This is a genomic window from Streptomyces aculeolatus (genome assembly GCF_020400605.1).
GTDB lineage: Bacteria > Actinomycetota > Actinomycetes > Streptomycetales > Streptomycetaceae > Streptomyces > Streptomyces aculeolatus.
The window spans coordinates 118,714-142,917 of sequence record NZ_JAINRD010000003.1 but is presented as its reverse complement, the minus strand read 5'-3'; the positions used below and the strand labels follow the sequence as shown (position 1 = coordinate 142,917).

Below are 24,204 nucleotides of genomic sequence, written 5' to 3'. Positions count from 1 at the left end.
CCATGTCGACTCCACTCGTGTGGGTTCCCGCCACCCGTGGCCACGAACTGGCCCTGGACGGAACCGTTCTCAGATGCCGCAAGTCCGACGGCCGCGTGCTGCGGTCCGTCCCCAGAGCCGTGCGCGCCAGCGCGGCGGGCGAGAGACTGGCGGAGCTGGGCGAGCGGTTGCTGCGGCACGAGGAGGAGTGCCGGTCCACCGCGGAGTCCTGGTTACTGGGCGGCGTTCCGGTGCCCGCCGCCCTGCTGGCCCGCGTGTGGCCCGACCCGGGCTGGCGGTCCGTCCTGGAGCACCTCGTGGTGGTCGTCGGCGGGCGGACGGGCCTGCTCACGGAGGTGACCGGGGAGGGGCGTACGGTCCTGGCCGGCCAGGACGGCGGCGCGCTCACCCCGCCGGCGGGCCCCGTGTCCCTGCCGCATCCGGTCCTGCTGCCCGACGCGGAGAAGTGGCGGGAGCTGCTCGGCGCCCGCGAGGCCGCGCAGGGCATCCCGCAGCTCGCCCGCGAGGTCCACGACCGGCCGGTCGCCGTCGACGCCGCGGCCACCGGCCTCGACGACTACGCCGGGGGCGAGTTCGCGGAGCTGCGGCACGCCACCGCCCGCGCCGCCCGGTACGGCTTCGTCATGCGCGGCGGGTTCGCGATGGTGCGGATCGCCGAGGGCGGCGCGGTCCTCGAGGCCCGCTACTGGCTGGGGTCCGACGATCCCGGCCTGCCCGCCGAGACCGGGCGGCTGCTGTGGGTGGACGCCTCGGAGCGGCCCGTCGCGCTGGGCGGGGTCGGCCCGGTGGCCTGGTCCGAAGGCGTACGCATGGCAGAGCTGATCCACGCGGGGAGGACGACCGATGAGCGCTGACCGAAGCGCGCTGGACACGGGCCTGGCGCCCGCCGGCACGGCGGGCGGCGAGCCGGTCACCGCCCGCCGCTACACCCACCCCCTGCTCGGCACCCGCCCCGTGGTCCGGCTCACCGGGCAGGCCGCCGCACCCGGCGAGGACCGGGTGCTGGCCGCCGCCGGGTTCTCCGCGCCCGACGCCGGCCCCCCGGTGGCTGCCGGGCACCGCCGGGAGCCCGGCTACCCGGCGTGGGCCGTACTCCACGACCCCGCCGGTGCCGACGCGGCCCTCGCGGCGGCGCCCGAGATGGCGCGCGCCGAGCGGCTCGCGGGACCCAGGCCGGGACCCGCGCTCGACCTGTACGGACAGCTCGCCGCGACGCTGCCCGACCACCACCTGCCGGCCTACTGGGAACAGGTCGGCCGGGCGTTCGCCGCCGCCGGCCGCCACCGGCAGGCCGCGATGATGTTCGGCCGGGCCCGCCGGGCGGACCGGCACCTGCCGTCCGTCGACCCGGCCAGGCAGCGCGCGGTGTTCCTGGAGTTCGCCCTCGCCGGGGCGCTGTCGGTCAAGGACATCAAGAGCTACGTCGCGGACCTCGGCAAGCGCGGGGGCGACCCCGCCGGGGCGTACCGGGAGCTGCGGGAGCTGGCCGTCCGCCGTACGCTCGGCGGCCTGCCGCCCTGGCCCGACATGCTCAAGCAGCTCACCAGGCTGGCCAGGGCCGCCGGCCTCGACGTGGCCGCGGAACACGGGTCCCTGCTGGAGTCCCTCGTCGAGGCCCCCGCGCTCTGGCGGGCCGCGGACGGCTTCTGGACCTCGCAGCGCAAGACCTGGCTGGCCGCCGTCGCCACGTCGGACACCGTCAAGCGGCGGCTGGTACGGCAGTTGGCCGGCCTCCCGTGCTCGGACATGGACGCCTGGTGGGTCGCCTTCCTCGACGAGGCGGGCGCCTTCGACCTGCTCGGCGACGACACCGGCCGGTGGCTGACCGCCATGCTCCGCCGCTACCGCGGATTCGACGAACGTCCTCCCAGGGCCCCCGGGGAACTCCTGGCCCTGCTGCCCCGCCTGGCCGCACGGATCGGCCCGGAAGAGGGCCCGCTGCGCCTCGGCACCGGCGCCGCGAAGGAGTACCGCATCGACGCGGCGGTCGTCGCCGGCTGCCTGGCGGCGGGCATCCCGGTGCCGGACCCCGATCCGAGGCTGCTGCTGGGGTACTGGTGGGAGCACGACCGCGTCGATCTGGAGGCGCTGACCGCCGACGGCCGGTTCGCCGGCCCGCTGACCGCCTCACTCCTGGCGGACAAGTGGTCCGACGAACGCTGGAAGAGTGCGTGGACGGTCGAACCCCTGCGGCCCTTCCTGCGCAGGATCATCGACGACCGGCTGGACTGCGCGACTTCCGGCACCCTGCAGAGCGCCCTCGACGCGTTCGACTGGCTCTACGACACGCTGTCCCGGCGGGCGGTCGCCGAACTGCCCGGCCTCCTCGGCCGGCTCGCCGCCGTCGACCTGGTCACCCCGCTGACCACGACGCTCCGTGCGGGCATCCTCGACGAACTGGGCTGGGACGCCCTGGACAAGGCCGCCGGCGAGCTGTCGGACGAGGACATCTGGTGCCGGGCCAGCTGGCCCATCCTGACCGTGCACGACCGCAAGAAGGCCATCGCCGTCGGCCCCGGCGGCCGGATCGCGGAGCACCGGCTCGTGGTGCCGAAGGGCGCCGCCCAGTTCGACTACGACGTCCGGGCGCTGTTCTCCGAAGGGGAGTTCCAGGTCTTCCACGCCGTCAACCAGGAGCAGAGCGTGTACTGGTCGGGCGAGCCCGGCGAGATCCACGCGGAACAGGAGACCTCCTGGAGGTGGCGCTACGGGGAGAAGACGCGCGCCGGCTACACGTTCCTGGGGCCCCGCGCCCGGCGGTTCACGGGCCACCGGCCGCTGGTCCTGGGCGAGCGCAGGGTCGGCCCCGAGGGCCACATGTTCCACGACGGCCGCACCTACTGGTGGTACACCGGCGTGGACAGGGAATCCCGGGTGGTGCGCCCCGTCGACCTGGTCACCGAGCAGCTCGGCGAGCCCGGCCTGCCCGCCTTCCTCGACCCGTCCCTGCTGGGCGCGGACGAGACCTGGCTGGTCGAGCGCTCCTCGCTGGCCCCGGTCGCCACCGGCACCGCGGCCTCGCCCCTCGGCACCGACGGGACCCACCTGGGCTTCCGGGTCTCCTACGACCGCGTGACGGGACGGGTCCGCTACCACCGCATCGACGGCGTCCACGGCACCGCGCTCCCGACGACCGGATCCCTGCCGCACGCCCGCTGGTCGGTCAAGCCCCCCGTTCCCTGGGGGCTCCTCGACGTACCCGGTTCGGACCGGCGGCTGCTGCTGGACGGCGGCTACGACGTCACCGCGCGCGATCCGGAGACCGGCGCGGCCCACTGGCGGGTCTACATGATGGACCAGAGCTGGATCGTCAACCAGCCGTCGCCGATGGCCGCGGGCACGCGGCGGATGCCGCCGAAGGCGTTCTGGCACTTCCTGACGCCCCGTGACCTGCCGGGCTCGCGGGCGCTGCGGGAGGTCTCCGAGGACACCGTACGGGCGCTGCTGGCGGCGGCGGCCACCTCCGCCCAGGCCCTGCGGAAGGCCCTCGGGTCCCTGCTGCCCGAGGTCTCCCACCCGGCGCTCCTGGACGGCCTCACCGGGTTCTTCCAGGAGACCGACCGGCGGATACGCCACCGGGACCGCCTCCTGAAGGTGCTCGACCGGCAGACGCCCCGGCTGCTGGAGGTGCCGGAGCCGGACCTGGACGGTGCACTGGACGGGCTGGTCTCCTACTGCCCCGAGGGATCCGGCGGTACGGTCCGGCAGATCGAGCTGGCCTCGGCGTTCTTCGCCGGCTCGATCGACGGGGAGACGGCCATGGCCCACTGGACGGTCCACGGGAGCCACTACGACTGGACGGAGCTGGCCGGCCGGATCGGCGGCCTGGGCGTCCGCGCGGCCAGCGCCGTCACCCCCGCAGGGCACCGCGCGGCGGTGATCGCACTGCTGCGCTTCTGGGCCTCCTCGCCGCTGGCGGATCCCGCGCTGCACCGCGGCCTGCTGGACCCGGGCGAGGACGGGGACGAGGAACCCCCGGTGGCCCGGTCCACCGCTCAGGGCAGGCAGCTGCCGCTGGACATCGCCATGCACTACGGCGAGTGGTCCCGGTCGAAAGCAGGCCGCAACTACCGGATCAAGGCGTTCCTGCAGCGGGGCGAGATGCCCCCGCCGGAGGGTTTCGTCGACGTCCGGCCTGTGGCGCGGGGCTGGGCCACCGCCGAGCGGCTCCGCTCGCTGGCCGACGAGTTGGAGCGGCGCGGACCGGTGCCGTTCGACCCGGACGCGGCAGCCCGCCTCGCCGGGGCCGCCGGCCTCGACCGCGCGGAGGCGGCCCTGTGGCTGACGGGCCTGCCCGGGATCGACGCCAGTGGCGTCCACACCGGCAAGTTTCTGCCGCCCGGCACCCGTACCGCCCTCGGGCTGAAGGCGACCGAGACGGCCGAGGCGTGCGAAAGGCTCAGCCGGGTGCCCACGGAAGCCCGCCTGGAGCTGTACGACGCGGCGATGCCGGACGACCCGGGAGGGCTCTGGGACCAGCGGGCGACGGCCGAGCGGCTGGCGGCGGAACACCTCCGGCGCCGGCCCGGCTGACCGTACCGGTGCGACCGCCGGGAGCGGCCCCGCTCCCGGCCCTCACGCCGCGGCCCGGTGCGGGCCGAGCGGCCTGGCGGCAGGGACCTTCGGCCCTGTGAGGGGGTGTGCACACAGTCACAGACTGGTGGAAAGGGCGTTTTCCGGGCGGAGTGCGCGGCGCGCCGGCGCTCCGCAGCGAGATGCGGAGTGAGGACCATGGACCACACCGAGAAGTGGAAGATCGACCTCTACCTCTTCGAGGAGGAGGGGGCGACGAAGGCACGCGCGGTGCTGGACACCGCGACCACGCAGTTCACCGGGCACGGGGACGCGCACCGGAACCCCGTGGACCCGGACGTGCCGGCGATCGGCGACGAGCTGGCGGCCGGCCGGGCGCTCGACGACCTGGGCCGGCAGCTGCTGGACACCGCCCGGCACGACATCGAGGACATCGACGCGGTCGCCTCCTCCGGGCGGAGCGCGCGCCCGGGGGCCGGCTGGCCGGCCCCGGACCGGATGTGAGGAGGAGGACGATGACGAAGCCGGCCCGTCGCAGCAGCGGGGCTCTCCAGACCTGGGACCCCTTCCGGGAGATGCAGGACCTGCACACGCGCCTGGACCGCCTCGTGCAGTCCGCCGTTCCGGCCGTACCCGGCTCCGGCGCCCCCGGCGCATGGGCGCCCCTGGCCGACATCGAGGACACCGAGGACGCCTATCTGATGGAGTTCGAGATCCCCGGAGTGGACAAGGACGACATCGCCGTGGAGATCACCGACTCCGAGATCAGCGTGCACGGCGAGATCCAGGAGAAGGAACGCACCGGCGTGGTCCGGCGGCGTGCGCGCCATGTCGGGGAATTCGACTACCGCGCAAGTCTGCCGTCGAACTCGGACACCGGGCACGTCAGCGCGGAACTGGCCAACGGCGTTCTCACCGTCCGGGTACCGAAAGCCGAAAAGGCCGAGCCGCGGCGTATCGAGATCGAGGGCTGACCCCGGCACGGCAGCATTCCGAGGAGACGGTGGAGATCATGCGAGCTGAACTCGGCGATCAACTCGTTGTCGAGAGTCCCGTCACCGGTGCCGCCGGACGTGATGGCGAGATTGTCGGAATCCGCCATGCCGATGGCACGCCCCCCTACGAGGTGCGCTGGTCGGACACGGGTGCGGTGACCCTCGTCTTCCCCGGACCGGACGCGCACGTACGCGGCTTCTGGCACGGGCAGGGAGCAGCAGTCGGGTCCGCCCGGCCGCGTACCGACCGGACGGAAGCGGCGCCGAGCGCCGGGCCGGCCACCACCGCGCCCCGCAGGGTGCCCCACCCCGGTGACATCGGACGGCGAGTCGCCACGGAACGCAGACGCGCCGGGCTGACCCGGCAGGAGACGGCCCGCCGTGCCGGGATGGCGCCGGAGTACCTGGAGTACCTCGAGGAGCAGGCGGCCGATCCGACGGCGGCCTGTCTCGCCCGCCTCGCCGGAGTCCTGGGCACCACGCCCGTCGCACTGCGGGGCGGCGACATCGATCTACCGCCCGGTCAGGGCCAGGCGCTCCTGCACCCCCGGATGCGGGACCTCGGCCCCGACGAGTGCCGCCGGCTGCTGTCCGCGTCCGGCGTGGGGCGGGTAGCAGTCTCGACTCCGCGGGGCCCGGCGGTCGTTCCGGTCAACTACGAGGTCGTCGACGAGGCGATCGCGTACCGGACCGCGCCGGACTCGGTCCCGGCGGCAGCCGTCGGCTCGGAGGTCGCCTTCGAGGTCGACCACCTGGACGAGGCCACGGGCCAGGGCTGGAGCGTGCTGGTCGTGGGGTACGCGCGGGTGGTCACGGAGCCGGACGCCGTACGGCGGCTGACCGAGGGCGCCCATGCCTCCCCGTGGGCCGGGGGCGAACGCGAGATGTGGGTGTCGATCCGGCCCACGCGCATCACGGGACGCCGCATCACGGAGGGCGGGCGCTGACAGGGACGGCCGGTCGGGCCCGCTGTCGGACGGCTCTGCCGGCAGCGCGCGGCGGGCGCTCGGCCGGGAGGACGGATCCCGCTCCACGGACTGCTGCTCCACCACCGGGGGTACGCCACCCGGAGGGGAACCGCCCGTCACGGTGTGGCACAGCCTGCCCCGGCTCGGCAGAGGGCAGGCTGGCAGGGCGGGAAGGCGCGCAGGCGCAGGACCTCTCTGGAGACAGTCATGGCTGGTGCGAGCGGGCGTCGGCCGATCGTGGCGGGAGTCGGCCCCGATCGTGTGCAGCGGACGGCGCTTGCCTGGGCAGCCGATGAGGCGCTCCGGCGCCGTCTGCCGCTTCGGCTCGTGCATGCGCAGGATGTGCCCCCTCCGACAAGCGGATACCGGTCGGAGATGGCACGGGGGGCTTGGGCCGAGTGGAATCGCGTGCTGTACGGCGTGGCCGACCGCACGCTTCGGCAGGCGGTTGCCTTCGTCGAATCCCGGCAGCCGTCCGTGGAGGTGACGCCGGTGCTGTCGGAGGGAGCCCCGGCCGCGGTACTGCGTGCGGAGGCACGGGATGCCGCCCTGGTCGTCGTGGGCTCCCGGCATCTCAGCCGGCGGCACGAGTTGTTCAACCCCGCTTCGGTGGCGCTCTCGCTCACCGCCCACGCTCCCTGCCCGGTGGTCGTCGCAAGGGAGCCGGAGCACGTGACCCAGGAGCACCCCTACTTCGTGGTCGGCGTGGACGGCAGCCCGCAGTCGGCCGCGGCAGTGGACACGGCGTTCGAGGAGGCGGCGCTGCGCCGGGCCCAGCTGCGGGCACTGCACGTGTGGCATTCTCCGTTCCTCGGCGCGCCGGACGAGCACACCGCGATGCGGGAATGCCGCCGGGTGCTGTCGGAGACGGTCGCGGGCCGTGAAGCGACGTACCCCGATGTGGAGTTGCACCACGAAGTCGTCCGCGGCCACCCGGTGCAGGCGCTCACGGACGCCTCGGAGCACTCCCTGGGCCTGGTGGTGGGAACCAGGGGCCGCGGAGGGTTCACGGGAATGCTGCTGGGCTCGGTGACCCAGGGGGTGCTGCACCATGCACGGTGCCCCGTCATCTCGGTTCCGGTGTGAACCGGCGGACGGCTGCGGAGCACGCCACGGGTTCGGGCCCTCCGGCACCGGACGGCGCCGCTTCCCCCGGCGCGGGAGCCGGGGTGCCGCAACTGGATGCCGGGAAGGTCTTCGCCGCACTGGGCTCGTCGCGGCGCGGCCTGCCGGAGGCGCAGGCGAGGGCCCGGCTGGCGGAGCACGGGCCCAACGAACTCCCCCGCACCCGGCACGGCGCCGGCTGGCGGCGGCTGGGGGCGCAGTTCACGGACCTGTTCGCGGTGGTGCTGATCGTCGCGTCGGGAATCACCTTCGTGGCATACGCCCTGGAGCAACCGCGTGACGTGAGCACGGTTCAGCTCGCGGTGGCGATCATGGGCGTGGTGGTGCTGAACGCGGCCATCGGCTTCGCTCAGGAGTACTCGGCCGAACGGACGGCCCAGACGCTTGCGGCGATGGTCCCCCGCACCTGCCGGGTGCTGCGCGACGGGGAACGGCGGGAAGTGTCCGCCCGGGACCTCGTGCCGGGCGACGTGGTGGTGCTGGTGGCCGGAGACGCGGTGTCGGCGGACTGCCGGGTCGTCGAGGCACACGAACTGGCCGTGAACAATGCTCCGCTGACCGGCGAGAGCAACCCCGTGGGCCGAACGGCCGACCCTGAGGCGGCCGGCCCTGCCCTGGAAGCTCGCAACTGCGTGTTCATGGGGACCGACGTCGTTGCCGGCTCCGGGCGCGCCGTGGTCTTCGCCACCGGTTCGGAGACCGAGTTCGGGCGGATCTACCGGCTGGCCGCAGCGGCTCCCCGGCAGCAGACGCCGCTGCAGCGCCAGGTCGCGGTGATGGCTCGGCGGGTGGCGGGGACGGCCCTGGCGGTCGGCGGCCTGATCTTCGCCGTGCGGCTGCCCACCGGGGAGTCGACGGTGGCCCTTTTCGTCTTCGCGCTGGGTGTGATGGTGGCACTGGTGCCGGAAGGGCTGCCGGCGACGTTGTCGGTGTCGCTGGCGATCGGCGTACGGAGGATGGCGCGCCGGAATGCTCTGATCAAGCAACTCCTGGCGGTGGAGGCGCTCGGGTCCACCACCGTGGTGTGCACCGACAAGACCGGGACACTCACCCAGGCGGAGATGACCGTCACGCGGGTGTGGGCGGGGGGCGCGCCGCACGAGGTGAGCGGCGTGGGCTACGCCCCTGCCGGCGAGGTCGCCGACGCGGCGCCGGTGCGGGAACTGTTGCGGGTGGCCGGCCTGTGCTGCAACGCCCGGCTTGTTCCGCCCGGAGCAGCCGGCCGGCGGAAGCACTGGCAGGTCTTCGGCGACACCACCGAGGGCGCCCTGCTCGTCGCCGCCGCCAAGGCCGGCCTGGACCTGAGCGCGGAAGAGGCGGCGGCCCCGCGGGTGACGGAGTTTCCCTTCGACTCCGACCGCAAGCTCATGACCACCGTGCACAAGGCCGGCGCGGCGTACCAGGCGTGTGTCAAGGGAGCGCCCGGAGAGGTGCTGGCGCGGTGCAGCGCGATCGACTGGGAAGGGCGACGCGGACCACTGACGGAGCAGGACCGTACGGCGGCCGCGGAGGCGGGGGATGCGCTGGCAGCCGAGGGACTGCGGGTGCTGGCCGTGGCGCGCCGGGCATTGGACCGGCCACGACCCGCACAGGCCGAGGCGGAGTCAGGTCTCACCCTGCTGGGAATGGTCGGCATGCTCGATCCGCCCCGTTCCGAGGTCACCCGTGCGGTCGACGACTGCCGCCGGGCAGGGATCCGGATCGTCATGGTGACCGGCGACCACCCGCTGACCGGGGAGGCGGTGGCCCGCCGGGTCGGGATCGTACGTCTTCCGGATCCGGTCGTGGTGACGGGCGACCGGCTCGACGCGATGGACGACAAGGCACTTGTCGCGCGGCTGGGCGAGCCGTCGGAACTGCTGCTGTGCCGCGTCAGCCCGGAGCACAAGATGCGCGTCGTCTCCGCCTTCCAGAGGAGAGGGGAGGTGGTGGCGGTCACGGGGGACGGCGCCAACGACGCCCCGGCGCTCAAGCACGCCGACATCGGCGTGGCGATGGGGGCCTCGGGCACCGATGTCGCCAGGGAGGCCGCTTCGATGGTGCTCCTGGACGACTCGTTCGCCTCCATCGCCGCGGCGGTGCGACTCGGCCGTGCGGTCTACCAGAACATCCGGAAGTTTCTCATCTACCTCTTCAGCCACAACATCGGAGAACTGGTCCCCATCCTCGCCGCGACCTTCGCCGGTTTTCCGCTCGTGCCCATCAGCGCGGTGCAGATCCTGGCGATCGACCTGGGCTCCGACGTGCTGCCCGCCCTGGCCCTCGGCGCGGAGCCGCCGGAGCCCGACGTGATGGACCGCCCCCCGCGTTCCCCCAGGGAACGCCTGTTCTCGGCCTCCGTCGTGGGACGGATCCTGTTCCTCGGCGGCATCCAGGCGATCAGCGTCACCGCGGTCTTCTTCTGGCACATCACGTCCTCGGGAATCCCCTTCCAGGACTTCACGAAGGACACACTCGTCTACCAGGAGGCGGTCACCATGGTCCAGGCCGGGATCGTGCTCAGCCAGTTCTTCAACGCCCTCGCGGTGCGTACGGAACGCCAGAGCATCCTGAGGGCGGGGCTGCTGTCCAACCGGGCCCTGCTGGCGGCAGGCGGTGTCGGTGTCGCACTCATGGCCGCCATCAGCTATCTGCCGCCGCTGCAGGCAGTCTTCAACACCGCCCCGCTCGCCGCCGCCGACTGGGCGCTCCTCGCGGGGCTCGGCACGCTGCCGCTGCTTGCCGACGAGGCCCGCAAAGGGTGGCTGCGCCACCGCGACGACCGTGGAAAAGGAGCCTCACGATGAAGGTGATCGTCGTCGGCTGCGGACGGGTGGGAGCCGCGCTTGCCGGTCTGCTCGCCGCCGAAGGACACGAGGTGGGGGTCATCGACCGGCGTGCCGGGGCGGCCCGGCGGCTTCCCGGAGACTCCCGCATCCGCTTCCACGAGGGCAACGGCTTCAGCCGAGGCGTGCTGACGGCCGCGGGGATCGAACACACCGACGCGTTCGTGGCCGTCACGTCGGGTGACAACAGCAACGTCGTCAGTGCCCGCACCGCGAAGGAGACCTTCCGGGTGCCGATCGTGCTCGCCCGCATCCACGACCTCCGGTACACCGACGTCTACCGCGACCTCGACATCCCCACGATCGCCGGCGTCCGCTGGACCGTGCACCAGATCCACCGCATGCTGCTCCACCGCAACCTGCGACCCGAACTCAGCTTCGGGGACGGAGAGACGTTGCTGGTCCGCTCCGACGTGCCCGCCTACCTGGTCGGGCGGCGGCTGACGGAGTTCGACGTCGACGGCGAGATCCGTGTCGTCGAGGTCACACGCGCCGGGCACTCCCTGCTCCCCGCGCACGGTACATGCGTACAGGCAGGCGACCTCGTCACCTTCGCCGTGACCGCCGCGGCCCTGGACACTCTGCGCGGCTTCCTCGACAAGGAGCTGGGGACGTGAAGGTGCTCATCGCCGGTGCCGGACGGCTCGGCACCCAGGTCGCCCAGGTGCTCTCCGCGGCGGGCAACGAGATCACCCTGATCGACACCGACGACGACCGCGTGGCCGAACTCCGAGGCCGCATCGACGTCCGGCTGGTCGCCGGGGACGCCTGTGAGCCGTGGGTCCTGGAGCACGCCGGTGCGCTGGCCGCTGACCTGGTCGTCGCGGTCACGGGCGCCGACGAGGCCAACCTCGTCATCAGCCTCCTCTCCAAACGCCGGTTCTCGGTGCCCCGGGTGGCCGCCCGGGTGAACGAGGCCGACAACACCTGGCTGTTCGACGGCCACTGGGGCGTCGACGTCGCGGTTCCCGCCGCCGCGCCGCTGATCTCCCTCATCGAGGAAGCCACCGAGGCCACCGACACGATCGCTCTGCTGCGGCTCAGCAAGGCCGGCGTCGCCGTCATCGAAACGGCCATCACGTCGGAGTCGAGGACAGCGGGCCGCAGCCTGGCCGAGGTGCGGTTGCCCGAGGGGACGGTCGTCGCCACCGTCGTCCGCGACGGTCAGCCCATCGCTCCGGACGCGTCGGTACGGCTCAGGTCCGGCGACGAACTGCTCCTCGTCTCGCACTCGGCGACCGAACAGGAGATCCACGCGGCCTTCCAGTAGGCGTGCGCCAGGTGTGGCCGCGTGCGGGCGACGAGGAAGACGGTCAACCGGCTCCGTCGGTCACCGCTGGTCGGCGATCACGCGATCCGAGGTCGTGGAAGCAGGCCGGACGGGCCCGCGGCCGTGCGCGGTGGGGGGCGGGGATGCACGCTGAGGGGGCGGGGCGCGCGCCGCCGGGCGGGCCGGGCAGAGGACGGGAGTGACGGATGGCACGCGACGCGCAGCCGTCCGGACACGCCGCCGGCGAAGGCGCGCGTCCGGACGGAAGCGGGCGGCGGATCGCGGCCGGTCCCGACCGGGTCCAGTCCCCTGCCACGGGGCTCTCGACGGCCGAGGCGGTGCGGCGGCTCGCCGGCCACGGGCCCAACGAGATCCCCGCGGCGCCGCGGACCCCGGTGGTCCGGCGGGTGCTCCAGCAGTTGCGCGACCCGCTGATCCTCGTGCTGCTCGGGGCCGCCGCCCTGACGCTCGCCACCGGCGATCTGTCGGACGCGGTCGTGATCCTCTTCGTGATCACCGTGAACACGGTGGTAGGCGTCGTCCAGGAGGTGCGGGCGGAGCAGGCGGTCTTGGCGCTGTCCGCCATGAGCGCCCCCGCCGCCAGAGTGCTGCGGGACGGTACGGAACGGTCCGTCCCGGCAGCGGAGGTGGTGCCAGGCGACCTGGTCCTGCTGGCCGAGGGGGACATCGTCCCCGCAGACGCGGAGTTGGCAGCCGCGACGCGGCTGCTCGTGGACGAGTCGTCGCTGACAGGTGAGTCCGTAGCGGTGGAGAAGGCACCCGACAGGGACCCGGTGCGCGGCGGGGTGTCGGCGGGGACAGTCGTCGTACGCGGTCACGGCCGAGCCGTGGTCACCGCGACCGGGGCCGGGAGCGCGCTCGGCCGGATCGCTTCCCTGATGGGCGCCGCGCCCGGACCGACCCCGCTGCAACGCCGCCTGGCGAGGTTCGGCCGGACGCTCGCGGCCGTCATCGTGGCGTTGTGCGCGGCGGTCCTCGCGCTCGGGCTGGTGAGGGGACAGCCCGTGGAGCTGATGATCGTCGCGGCGATCAGCCTCGCCGTCGCCGCCGTCCCGGAGTCCCTGCCCGCCGTGGTGACCCTCTCCCTCGCACTCGGCGCAAGGCGAATGGCGGAACGGCACGCCATCGTCCGCCGGTTGCCCGCCGTGGAGACCCTGGGCTCCGTCACCGTGATCGCCACCGACAAGACCGGCACCCTGACCGAGGGCCGGATGGCGGCCGAGCGACTGTGGACACCACGAGGAGAGGCCACGGTCGAGGGCACCGGCTACGACCCCGGCGGCCGGGTCGTGCGCGACGGCACGACGGCGACCCCGCGGTCCGCGCCCGACCTTGCAGACTTGCTCGGTGCCGCGGTGCTGTGCAACGACGCGGCGCTCGAGCCGCCCTCCGACGACTCCAGGGAGTGGAGGGCACTGGGCGATCCCACCGAGGCCGCCCTGCTCGCGGCCGGAGCGCGCCTCGGGCTCGACCGTGCGGCGCAGGCCCGCGACCTGCCGCGCGTGGCGGAGATCCCGTTCGACAGCGACCGCAAGCACATGACCACCGTCCACCGCCGGCCGGAGGGCGGCGTGCGGGTGGCCTGCAAGGGAGCCCCCGAGGCGGTGCTCCGGCCACTGATCCTCCGCGACGGTCCGGATGCAGTGACCCGGGCGCATGTGCAGGCGGAGGTACTGGCCCGCCACGGCTACCGCGTACTCGCCGTCGCCTCCGCCGACCACGAGGAGGCGCCGCAGCGTCCTCCGGTACGGGAGTCGGACCTGTCGCTCCGCGGCCTCGTGGGCATCATGGACCCGCCCTCCGATGCGGCCGAGCCGACGATCGCGGCCTGCAAGGAGGCCGGCATCATCCCGGTACTGATCACCGGCGACCACCCGCTGACCGCGCGTGCCGTGGCCGAACGGCTTGGCGTCGCCTCCCGGGACGAGGAGGTGACCACGGGCGACCGGATCCGGGAAGGCACGGCGGGCGACCTGACGCGGGCACGGGTCTGTGCGCGGACCAGTCCGGAACAGAAGCTGGACATCGTCCAGGCGTGGCGCGCCGCCGGGCACGTGGTGGCGATGACGGGGGACGGCGTCAACGACGGACCCGCCCTGCGCCGCGCCGACATCGGCGTCGCCATGGGAGGGCGCGGCACCGAGGTGGCACGCCAGGCGGCCGATCTCGTACTCGCCGACGACGACCCCGCCACCATCGTGGCCGCGGTGGAGGAGGGGCGCCGCGTCTACGCGAACGTGCGCCGCTTCCTCCTCTACGGGCTCGCCGGGGGCACCGCGGAGATCCTCGTCATGCTCCTCGGCCCGTTCCTGGGGATGCCCCTCCCGCTGCTGCCGGCGCAGATCCTGTGGATCAACCTCCTCACGCACGGCCTGCCCGGTGTGGCGCTGGGCGCGGAGCCCGTCGAGCCGGGCGTCATGCGCCACCGTCCCCGTCCTCCCGAGGAGAGTGTGCTGGGGGCCGGTCTGTGGCCCCGCATCCTCCTCATGGGCGCCTTCATCGCCGCGGTGACCCTGGTGGTAGGTGTCTGGGCGCGGGAGACCGGTCGGCCCTGGCAGTCCATGATGTTCCTGATCCTCGGTGCCACGCAGCTCGGTGTGGCGCTCGGCTCGCGGGCCCGCCCGGGCACCGCGGCCAACCCCTTTCTGCTGGTGGCGGTGGGCACGGCACTGTGCCTCCAGGTCGCCGGCGTGTACCTGCCGCCGCTGCGGGAGCTGCTGGGCACCGAACCGCTGCCGCTCAGCGATCTGGTCATCGTCTGCGCGGTGTCCGGCCTCGGCCACGCCGTCATGCGCCTCCAGGCCCGGCTCAAACCGGAGCGGCCGCCGCGGGGCGGCCCGCCACGTGCGAAACGGCGCTGAGTCCGGCACGCGGAGTACTCATCGCACCGTCACCCGTACCGCCGTGACCTTGTACTCGGGGCAGGACGTGACGGTGTCGGCATGTCCTGAGGTCAGGCGGTTCACCCCGCTCGCGGGGAAGTGGAAGGAACAGAAGACCTGTCCGGGCGCCGTCACCTCGCCGACCCGGGCGACGAGCCTGGCCTCGCCGTGCCGGCTCGCCACGGTGAGTGCCGCGCCGTCCGGGACCCGGTACCGGGCCGCGTCGTCCGGGTGCAGGTCGAGGACATCGTCCGGGTCGAGTGCGAGGTTGCCGCCGCGCCTGGTCATGCCGCCGGAGTTGTAGTGCGCCCAGCGTCGGCCCGTGACCAGCAGCAGCGGGTACTCGTCGTCGGGCCGTTCACCCGGCGGAAGGTACGGTGCCGCGGCGAGGTGCGCCCGCCCGTCCGCCGTGGCGAAATCTTTCGTGTACAGCTTGGCTTCACCCGGTCGCCCCGGGTCTGGACAGGGCGCCGGGACGGCGCCCTCCCGGTCCAGCCGGCCGTGGGAGAGACCCGCGAAGACGGGGGCGACCCGTCCGCACTCGGCCAGTGCGTCGGCCGGGGTGGGGCAGCCGAGGCCGGTGCCCATGGCCGAGGCGACGGCCTGTACGACGTCGTAGTCGCTGCGCACCCCGTCCGGCGGCAGGACGGCGGGGCGAACCCGCTGGAACCGGCGGTCGAAGTTGACGAAGGTGCCGTCCTTCTCCAGCCAGGACGCGACGGGGAGCACGATGTCGGCCCGGCGTGCCGTCTCCGACAGGAACAGCTCGTTGCACACCACGAGCGGGCACGCGTCCAGCGCACGGACCACCTGGTCGGTGTCGGGATCGGTGGCGCAGACGTCCTCGCCGATGATCCACAGCGCCCGCAGCGCCCCCGTCCGGGCGGCGTCGAACATGTCCGGAATCCGCAGACCGGGGCGCTTTGCGACCGGCGAGCCCCAGACCGCCTCCGCCCGCGCCCGCACGGCCGGGTTGCCTACCTTGCCGTAACCGGGCAGGAGGTCGGGCAGCGCACCCATATCGGAGGCACCCTGGACGTTGTTCTGGCCGCGCAGCGGGTTGACACCGTAACCGCGGTCGGTGCCGACGGCGCCGCGCAGGATCGCCAGGTTGGCCAGGGACCGCACCCCGTCGGTGCCGTGCAGGTGCTCTGTGACGCCCAGGCCGTAGACGATCGCGGGCCGCAGGGCGCGTCCGTACAGCCGGGCTGCGGTGACCAGGTCGTCCGCCGGTACGCCGGTGATTTCCGTGACCCGGTCGGGAGGGTAGTCCTCCAGGAGCTCGGTGAGCTCCGGCAGCCCCGCGGCCCGCTCGCGCAGGAACTCCTGGTCGGCCAGCCCTTCGGCGACGAGGACGTGGCCGAGCCCGTGGAAGAGCGCGACGTTGGTGCCGGGCCGGGGCCGCAGGTGTACGTCCGCGTGCTGGGCGAGCCCGACCGCACGGGGGTCGGCGACCACCAGCCCGGCTCCGCGGAGCACCTTCCGCAGCAACCGCGCCCCGACCACCGGGTGGGCTTCGACGGGGTTGGCGCCGACTACCAGCAGGCAGTCGGATTCCTCGACCCCGTCGAAGGAGTCGGTGCCGCCGGGCAGGCCGAAGGAGGCGGTCAGGCCGGCGGCGGACGGGGAGTGGCACAGCCGTGAGCAGTTGTCCACGTTGTTGGTGCCGATAACGACCCGCATGAACTTCTGCAGGAGGTAGTTCTCCTCGTTCGTGGCGCGGGCAGAGGAGATCGCCGCCACGGCGTCCGCGCCCCCGGCCGCAACGGCCGCGCGCATCCCCCGGGCGACCTCGCCGAGCGCTTCGTCCCAGCCGACGGGCTCCAGGTGGCCGTCGCGGCGGAGCAGCGGGCGGGTCAGCCGTTCGGGGGAGGTGAGGTAGCCGTGGGCGAAGCGTCCCTTGACGCAGGCGTGACCCCGGTTGACCGGACCGTCGGGGGCCGGCAGGACAGCCGCGACACCGCCGCCGGACGTGACGACGTCGAGGGAACAGCCGACACCGCAGTATCCGCATGTCGTACGGGTCGCGGCCGGGCGGTGTGCGGAGGTGAGGCCGCGTCCGGGGCCCGGCTCGGTGATCGCTCCGGTGGGGCAGGTGTCGACGCAGCCGCCGCACGAGACGCAGTCCGAGGCGGCCCAGGGGCCCCCGGTGCCGGGCGCGGCCACGGTGCCGGCTCCGCGGCCGGTCAGGGTGAGGGCGAAAGTGCCCTGGACCTCGGCGCACATGCGCACGCACCGCCCGCAGGCGATGCACAGGTCCCGGTCCAGATGGACGTACGGATGGGAGAGGTCCTCCCCTTGGCCCCCGGCGCCCCGGGCCGTCTCGGGACCGAGACCCATCGACCGGCAGACGTGCGCCAGTTCGCTGGGGTTGCCCTCCGCCAGCGCGCGGGCCGGCAGCGCGGAGGCGATGAGGGCCACCGCGTCCCGGCGCACGCGCCGGAGGCCGTCGGTGCCGGTCTGGACGCGCATGCCCGGCGAGGCCGGGGTCACGCAGGCCGCCACGGTCCGCCCGTCGGCACTCACCAGGCACGTGCGGCAGGACCCGGCCGGGCTGATCCGGTCGTCGGAGCAGAGTGCGGGCAGGTCGGTTCCCGCCGCCCGCGTCGCCGTGAGCAGGGAGGCACCCGGGAGCACCTCGACGGCGACGCCGTCGACGTCGACCGTGAACTGCCCGGCCGACTTCACGATGCCCATCCCGCCGGACGGTTGCCGTAGGCACGGGCAAGGCTGTGCACGGCGGAGGGGATCCGCCGGCCGAAGGCGCACAGGCTCGCCTCGGCCAGCAGCCGGCCGAGCCGTTCCCATTCCGGTCCGGGCGGGATTCCGGTGGAGGACAGCTCCAGGCCGCGGCGCGCGCCCACGCGGCAGGGAGAGCAGGCGCCGCAGCTCTCCGCCGCCGCGAACTGCCAGATGTGCCGCAGTACGTCCTCCGCGGCCACGTGCCGGTCGAAGGCGACGAGCCCGGCATGGCCGAGTGCGGCTCCCCGGGCGGCCAGGCCGGCGGTGGTCAGGGGCACATCCAGATCGTCCGGGCCGAGGAACCCTCCCAGGGGTCCGCCGATCTGCACCGCGGCCGGTTCGCCGCCGTCCTTGAGGCCGCCGCCCAGCTCGGTGACGATCCGTAGCAGCGACGTACCGAGTTCGACCTCGTACGCGCCGGGCCGGGCGAACCGCTCCGACAGGCACACCAGTTTCGTCCCGGTCTCGCCCGGCACCCCGCGGCGCGCGTACGCATCACCGCCGCGCGCGACGATCCACGGGACGGAGGCAAGAGTCTCGACGTTGTTCACCACCGTCGGCGCGTCCCACAGACCGCGATCGGTCGGGTAGGGCGGACGCGGCCGGGCGCAGCCCCGGTCCCCCTCCAGCCCGGCGATCAGGGCGGTCTCCTCACCCGCCACGTACGATCCGGCGCCGGCCACGACGACGACGTGCAGGGCTGTGTCCGTCCCGTGCACCGACGGCCCGAAGTGGCCGTCGGCGTAGGCTTGCCGGACCGCTTCCCGCATCCGTGCCAGCGCGTGCGGATACTCCGAGCGCACCAGCACCACACCCTGTTCGGCCGCACAGGCGAGGCAGGCAAGCGCCAGCCCTTCCAGCACCCGCTGCGGGTCCCGCTCCATCAGCAGCCGATCGGCGTAGGACCCGGGATCGCCCTCGTCCCCGTTGGCCACGACCACGCTGCCGGGCGCCAGGCCGGCCGCCTCCCACTTCGCGGCCACCCCGAAACCAGCGCCCCCGCGGCCCCGCAGCCCGGACGCGGCCACCTGCGCCCGAACCTCGTCAGCCGCGCCCGTGGTGACGATACGCGGCCACACCTGCCATGCCGGATCGCCGGCCACCGCCCCTCCCAGCAGCACCGGATCGCCGGTGTCGTCGGCCACCGGGACGGCGGGATCCCGGGCGGGGGTGCGTCCCGCGAGCTGACCGGCGAGCGTCGGACCGGTGCAGGGGGTGTCGCCGTCGAGCGCTGCGGGACCTGCGTAGCAGTACCCCAGGCAGCGGACGGGTTGCAGCGATGTCCTCCCGTCCGGCGAGGCCGTGCCGGCACGGACGCCCAGCGCCTCCTCCGCCTCCGTCAGGTGACGTCCGGCCCGGGCGGCGAAGCATGCCGTCGCCGTGCAGACGCGAACGTGACGGAGCCCGTGCGGGGTGGCGAGGTCCTCGTAGTAGGTCGCCGGCCCGAGCCCGGCGGCAGCGGGCAGCCCCAGGCCTGTGGCGACCGCCGGGGCCCAGGCTCCGGGCTCTTCTGCCGTGCCCGACCTGGTCCTGGCCAGGGACTCCAGCAACTGGTGTCCCGGCCGTCCGCGCCGGCCGGCCAGCGAGCGAAAGGCGTCGAAGCGGTCCCCGGGAGCTGTGGGAGTCATGCCCTCATCCCCAAATGATTTGGTGCAAAGCGACACAATCAGGGCAAAGTGTATTCGGTGGTGGTGCTGCGGTCCGGGCTCGGGCCGGGTCCGGACGACGGTGACGGCGGCATCCAGGTGTTGTTGGGTTTCTGCGGGCAGTCACTCGCGGGCGGGTGCCCGCCGCGGTGGCTGGACGGCCGTACGTTACGCAGGAGAGGAGGCGGATTCGATGACCTCGGCTGCCCCCGGCGAACCGTCCGGCACGCCCCGGTCCGGGCTGGTGCCGCGGATGCGCGGCCTGCGCGCCGTGGTGTTCGACACCGACGGCGTCATCACCGACTCGGCCCGGGTCCACGCCGCCGCCTGGCAGCTCGCCTTCGACGCCGCCCTGCGCGCCCACCCGCCCGCCGACCCGGCGCTGCGCGGACCGTTCGACCCCGTCGAGGACTACCGGAGGTACGTCGACGGCAGGTCCCGCATCGACGGTGCGACGGCCTTCCTCGCCGCCCGCCGCATGGCCCTGCCGCCCGGCGGGCCCGGGGATCCCCCGGGCACCGGCAGCGTGCGGGCCGTCGCCGCGGCCAAGGAGGCGGCCTTCACCGCCCACCTCGCGGAGCACGGTGTGGAGGCGTACCCGGGCACCGTGCGGCTGCTGGACCGGCTGCGTCGGGCCGGCGTGCCGTGCGGGGCCGTCTCCGCCTCCCGGCACGCCCGTGACCTGCTGTTCCGCGCCGGTGTACGGGACTGCTTCGCCTGCCTGGTGGACGGCGCCGACAGCGCCCGCCTCGGCCTGAAGGGCAAGCCCGCGCCGGACCTCTTCCTCGAAGCCGCCCGCCGACTGCGGGCGGCACCACGCGAGACCGCGGTGGTCGAGGACGCCCTCGCCGGCGTCGAAGCCGCCCGGAACGGCGGCTTCGCTCTGGTCGTGGGGGTGGACCGCACCGGAACCGGGTCGAGCGCTGCGGACCTGAGCAGGTCGGGCGCACATCTGGTGGTCCGCGATCCGGCGGAGCTGCTCGACCCGTGAGCGACGACTGGACCTGGACATACGAGGGCTACGACCCGCGGCAGGAACGGCTGCGCGAGGCGCTCTGCACGCTGGGCAACGGCTACTTCGCCACGCGCGGCGCCGCTGCCGAGTCCGCCGCCGACGGGACCCACTACCCGGGCACATACGCCGCCGGCGTCTACAACCGTCTCACCTCCACCGTGGCCGGCCGCCGGGTCGCGAACGAGGACATGGTCAACCTGCCCAACTGGCTGCCGCTGCGCTTCCGCGCCCGCCCCCGCACCGGCGCTCCCGGCCCCTGGCTGACCACTGCCGACGCCGATCCCGCCGCGTACCGGCTGTGCCTGCGGCTGCGTACCGGGGTGCTGGAGCGCAGCGCGATCTTCACCGACCCCGAGGGGCACAGGATCGGGCTGTCCGAGAAGCGCCTGGTGCACATGGGCAGCCCGCACCTGGCGGCGCTGCGTACCGCGTTGACCCCGCTCGGCTGGTCGGGAACGCTGGAGATCGAGAGCGCGCTGGACGGCTCCGTGACCAACTCCGGTGTCGAGCGCTACCGGTCCCTCGCCGGGCGTCATCTCACGCGCGTCCGCACCGGCGCCGATGAGCCGGGCACGGTGTGGCTTTGCTGTCGCACCAGTAATTCCGGTGTACGGATTGCGCTGGCGGCCCGTACCGAGGTCACCACAGGCGCTTCCACCGGCTCGCGTCCTGTGCGGCACGGTGACTCGCGCGCCGCACGGGTGCTGACCGTCCGTGCGGCGGCGGGGGAGCCCGTCGTCGTCGAGAAGACCGCGGCCCTTTACACCTCGGGGGACCCGGCGACCGGCGACCCGCTCCCCGCCGCCAGGGCATGCGCCTCCCGGAGCCCGGACTTCACGGCCCTGCTGGAGTCCCACTCCGCCGCCTGGGAGCGGCTGTGGCAGCGCAGCGAGCTGTGCGTGCCCGGCGAAGCCGGGGCCGTCCTGCGGCTGCACACCTTCCACCTGCTGCAGACCCTCTCCCCGCACACCGCCCGGCTGGACGCCGGGGTGCCCGCGCGCGGCCTGCACGGCGAGGCGTACCGCGGGCACGTCTTCTGGGACGAGCTGTTCGTGCTCCCCTATCTGAACCTCCACCTGCCGGAGGTCTCCCGCGCCCTGCTCGACTACCGCCACCGGCGCCTGCCCGCGGCCCGCCGGGCCGCCGCCGCGGCCGGGCACCGCGGCGCCATGTACCCCTGGCAGAGCGGCAGCGACGGCCGCGAGGAGGCCCAGGAGGTGCACCTCAACCCGCGCTCGCGCCGCTGGCTGCCGGACCACAGCCGGCTGCAGCACCATGTGGGGCTGGCTGTCGCCTACAACGTCTGGCAGTACTGCCAGGCCACCGGCGACACCGTGTATCTGCACGGCAGGGGCGCCGAGATGGTGCTGGAGATCGCGCGGTTCTTCGCCGGTCTCGCCGTCTGGGACCCCGCGTACGGCCGCCACCGCATCCGCGGGGTGCTCGGCCCGGACGAGTACCACGACGCCTACCCGGACGCCTCCCGCCCGGGGCTCGACGACAACGCGTACACCAACGTCCTCGCCGCCTGGGTGCTGGAGCGCGCACTCGATCTGCTCGCCGGGCTGCCCGAGGCGCGCCGGCGCGAGCTGGCGGAACACCTGGCGCTGGGGAAGGAGGAGACGGCGCGCTGGGAGGAGGTCTCCCGCACCCTCCACGTGCCCTTCCACGGCGACGTGATCAGCCAGTTCGAGGGCTACGGCGCGCTCGCCGAGTTCGACTGGGACGGCTACCGGAGCCGCTACGGCGACATCCGCCGCCTCGACCGGATCCTGGAGGCCGAAGGCGACACGGTCAACCGCTACCAGGCGTCGAAGCAGGCGGACGTCCTCATGCTCGGCTACCTCTTCTCCCGGGCGGAGCTGGCGGACGTCTTCGGACGGCTCGGGCACCGCTTCGACGACGAGTTGTGGCGCCGCACCGTCGACTACTACCTCGCCCGTACCAGCCACGGCTCGACCCTCTCCAGCCTCGTGCACGGCTGGGTCCTCGCCCGCGCCCGCCGAAGCACGGCCTGGAGCTACTGCCTGGAAGCGCTCACCAGCGACGTGGCCGACATCCAGGGCGGCACCACCGGTGAGGGCATCCACCTGGGCGCGATGGCCGGCACCCTCGACATGGTCCAGCGCGGCCTGACCGGGCTGGCGACGCGCGAGGACGCGCTGTGGCTCGACCCCGTGCCGATGCCGCAGATGTCCGAGTACGTGCTCCGCGTGCGCTACCGCGGGCACGAAGGCATCGAACTGGGCCTGCGGGCCGGCCGGCTCCACGTGTCCGTCCCACCGTCCACAGAGCCGCCGCTGACCCTCGTCCTGCCCCACCGCACCGTAAATGTGGAGCCAGGTGAGTCCCGCCGACTCCGGCTCCCCGACGTCTGAACGACGTTTCCGGCACCGGACCCGGCAGTGCACGCCTTCCCGAGGGCTCAGGCCCCGAGCGGAGTGCGGCCGACGTCGTCCACCTGGAAGGACAGATGGTCGGCGACGCCGACCACGCCGTCCACCGCGCCGCAGAGCCGTACGACGATCGGGATCAGGCTCCTGGTCTCGATGACGCCCCGCAACTCCACCCGGCCGCCCCGCACGGCAACGGACACCTGTGAGGGGCCCAGTCCCAAGGTCTGCTGCAGGATGTCGTGCTCGATCTCCTCCCGGATGGCGTCGTCCTTGCGGAGGAAGATCTGGAGCAGGTCCCGGCGGCTGATGATGCCGAGGAGCCGGTCCGTATCGTCCACGACCGGCAATCGCTTGATGCGCTGCACCTCCATGAGTTGGGCTGCTTCGACGACGTTCCAGTCGGGGCGGGCACAGACGGCGGGAGCCGACATCAGTTCCCCGGCACGGGCACCCTGGGCCTTGGCGCGCTCCCACGCCTCGAGAGGCGGCAGAGGGACCCGGCCGCCGATCCCGGGCTGGTCGCTGGCCTTCCGCAGCAGGTCGGCTTCCGACACCACGCCGACGGGCCGGCCGCCGTCATCGACCACGGGGAGTGCGGCGATCTCGTTCTCGGTCAGCAGACGGGCGACCTCTTTGAACGGGGCGTCGTAACGGGCGCTGACGACATGCCGCGTCATCAGATCGCTGACTTTGCGGTGTTGCATCTTCCCTCCACGCTCGGGTTGTCACTCGTGCGGGACGACGGCGACGGGCGCGATGGCGTGGTGCATCAGGGCGTGCGTCACCGGGCCGATCAGCGTCGGGAACTTCAGGCGCTTGTGCATGCGGCGGCCACCGACCAGCAGCCGGGCACCGGCGGCCTCTTCCAGCAGACCGGGCGCCACCTCGCCGTCCAGCAGGTCCCGCTCCGTCACCACATCGGGATAGCGCGCCTGCCAGCGGTCGACGGCGGAGTCGAGGTTCTCCCGCGCGACGGCCTTGAGATCGGCGCCGACCTTCGGGTCCGGCAGCGCCGACGGGTAGGCGTAGACGGACGAGCGCCGCCACATGTGGACGACGCGGAGCACGCTGCCCGTCCGGTGGGCGGCGTCGAAGGCGAACTCCAGGACGGGGTCGAAGCCGTGGTCGAGATCCACCCCCGCCACCACGGGGAGATCGAGGTCCGCGGTGTCCGGGTGCCAGTCCTCCCGTACCAGGACGGTGGGCCCGGTGGCGTGCGCGACCACCGGCAGCGCCACGCTCCCGGTGAAGAAGCCCGTGGCCACCCCGACACCCCGCGACCCCAGCACGAGCAGCTCTTCGTCCTCCGCCGCCTCCAGCAGGGCCTTCACCGCCGTCTCCGTCGTGGCGCCGCCGCTGATCTCCACCTCCGGGTACCGTTCCGCGGTCTCCCGGCATGCGTGGGCGATCCGCTCCCGGACCCACTCGTCGTGCAGGGAGCCGGCGGGGCCGGCCTGCCGGTTGCCCGAGAGCGATGCCTCCGCGTGGACGATGCGCAGGGAGATCCGGCGTGACGCCGCCTCCGCTGCCGCCCACCGGACGGCGGCCATGCTCGGATCCGACCCGTCCACGCCGACCACCACGTGCCGCGCTGCCATTGCTGCCTCCCCGGGGAGCCGACCGGGCGGCTGGTGCGGCCCGGTCACGGAAGAGCGTCGCGGCATCAGCTGTGCCGCACCTTCAGGCTGCCGCCGCGAGGGGGTGGGCCACGAGGGCCGGAGGGGTTGATCGCAGGGACCTTCGGGCACCGGTCCTCCCGTACGGCCATGACGCTTCGTGATCGTCC

The 24,204-nt window shown here is 73.7% G+C and carries 16 protein-coding genes; 12 read left to right on the top strand and 4 right to left on the bottom strand.

Annotation, left to right across the window (positions count from 1 at the left end; all coding sequences use genetic code 11):
* Window positions 1-2 precede the first annotated feature (2 nt).
* The 10 genes from LG396_RS07225 (at window position 3) to LG396_RS07180 (ending at window position 14,598) form a co-directional block, all read left to right on the top strand.
* A complete protein-coding gene (locus LG396_RS07225) occupies window positions 3-854 on the top strand; it encodes a DUF4132 domain-containing protein (protein ID WP_225794098.1) in 852 nt (283 codons plus the stop codon).
* Window positions 844-4,533, top strand: coding sequence for a hypothetical protein (locus tag LG396_RS07220; RefSeq protein ID WP_225794097.1), 3,690 nt, complete (start codon window positions 844-846; stop codon window positions 4,531-4,533). The genes LG396_RS07225 and LG396_RS07220 overlap by 11 nt, the downstream gene beginning before the upstream one ends.
* Window positions 4,534-4,731: 198 nt before the next feature.
* Entirely contained in the window at window positions 4,732-5,037 is a 306-nt protein-coding gene (locus LG396_RS07215) for a DUF1876 domain-containing protein (RefSeq protein WP_100301476.1), read from the top strand.
* Between the two features lie 11 nt (window positions 5,038-5,048).
* Window positions 5,049-5,507: an Hsp20/alpha crystallin family protein gene (locus LG396_RS07210; protein ID WP_225794096.1), complete on the top strand. Its 459-nt coding sequence runs from the start codon at window positions 5,049-5,051 to the stop codon at window positions 5,505-5,507.
* 38 nt (window positions 5,508-5,545) lie between these two features.
* On the top strand, window positions 5,546-6,475 hold the full coding sequence (locus tag LG396_RS07205; protein ID WP_225794095.1) for a pyridoxamine 5'-phosphate oxidase family protein: 930 nt from the start codon (window positions 5,546-5,548) through the stop codon (window positions 6,473-6,475).
* A gap of 228 nt (window positions 6,476-6,703) precedes the next feature.
* A complete protein-coding gene (locus tag LG396_RS07200; RefSeq protein ID WP_225794094.1) occupies window positions 6,704-7,582 on the top strand; it encodes a universal stress protein in 879 nt (292 codons plus the stop codon).
* 83 nt (window positions 7,583-7,665) lie between these two features.
* Window positions 7,666-10,407, top strand: a complete 2,742-nt coding sequence (locus tag LG396_RS07195; RefSeq protein ID WP_225794093.1) for a cation-translocating P-type ATPase — start codon at window positions 7,666-7,668, stop codon at window positions 10,405-10,407.
* On the top strand, window positions 10,404-11,063 hold the full coding sequence (locus tag LG396_RS07190) for a potassium channel family protein (protein ID WP_225794092.1): 660 nt from the start codon (window positions 10,404-10,406) through the stop codon (window positions 11,061-11,063). The genes LG396_RS07195 and LG396_RS07190 overlap by 4 nt, the downstream gene beginning before the upstream one ends.
* Window positions 11,060-11,716 (top strand): NAD-binding protein, encoded by a 657-nt coding sequence (locus tag LG396_RS07185; protein WP_225794091.1) that lies wholly within the window; start codon window positions 11,060-11,062, stop codon window positions 11,714-11,716. Before LG396_RS07190 ends, LG396_RS07185 begins: the two co-directional genes overlap by 4 nt.
* Window positions 11,717-11,922: 206 nt before the next feature.
* A complete protein-coding gene (locus tag LG396_RS07180) occupies window positions 11,923-14,598 on the top strand; it encodes a cation-translocating P-type ATPase (protein WP_225794090.1) in 2,676 nt (891 codons plus the stop codon).
* An 18-nt stretch (window positions 14,599-14,616) separates the two neighbouring features.
* Here the strand turns inward: LG396_RS07180 and fdhF are convergent, their stop codons facing one another.
* Together fdhF and LG396_RS07170 are read right to left on the bottom strand one after the other, a co-directional pair.
* Entirely contained in the window at window positions 14,617-17,316 is a 2,700-nt protein-coding gene (gene fdhF, locus LG396_RS07175) for a formate dehydrogenase subunit alpha (RefSeq protein WP_225794089.1), read from the bottom strand.
* A complete protein-coding gene (locus LG396_RS07170; protein ID WP_225794088.1) occupies window positions 17,304-18,989 on the bottom strand; it encodes an NAD(P)H-dependent oxidoreductase subunit E in 1,686 nt (561 codons plus the stop codon). Before LG396_RS07170 ends, fdhF begins: the two co-directional genes overlap by 13 nt.
* A 211-nt stretch (window positions 18,990-19,200) precedes the next feature.
* Here LG396_RS07170 and LG396_RS07165 point away from each other — a divergent pair, with 211 nt between their 5' ends.
* Together LG396_RS07165 and LG396_RS07160 are read left to right on the top strand one after the other, a co-directional pair.
* Window positions 19,201-19,998 carry an HAD family hydrolase gene (locus LG396_RS07165; RefSeq protein WP_225794087.1) on the top strand — a complete coding sequence of 266 codons (798 nt, stop codon included), beginning with the start codon at window positions 19,201-19,203 and terminating at the stop codon, window positions 19,996-19,998.
* A complete protein-coding gene (locus tag LG396_RS07160) occupies window positions 19,995-22,400 on the top strand; it encodes a glycoside hydrolase family 65 protein (protein ID WP_225794086.1) in 2,406 nt (801 codons plus the stop codon). Before LG396_RS07165 ends, LG396_RS07160 begins: the two co-directional genes overlap by 4 nt.
* 47 nt (window positions 22,401-22,447) lie before the next feature.
* On the opposite strand, the gene LG396_RS07155 is transcribed toward LG396_RS07160, so the two are convergent.
* On the bottom strand, window positions 22,448-23,122 hold the full coding sequence (locus LG396_RS07155; RefSeq protein WP_225794085.1) for a CBS domain-containing protein: 675 nt from the start codon (window positions 23,120-23,122) through the stop codon (window positions 22,448-22,450).
* 21 nt (window positions 23,123-23,143) lie between these two features.
* Complete coding sequence (locus tag LG396_RS07150; protein WP_225794084.1) at window positions 23,144-24,016, bottom strand: universal stress protein; 873 nt, start codon at window positions 24,014-24,016, stop codon at window positions 23,144-23,146.
* Between the last annotated feature and the right edge of the window lie 188 nt (window positions 24,017-24,204).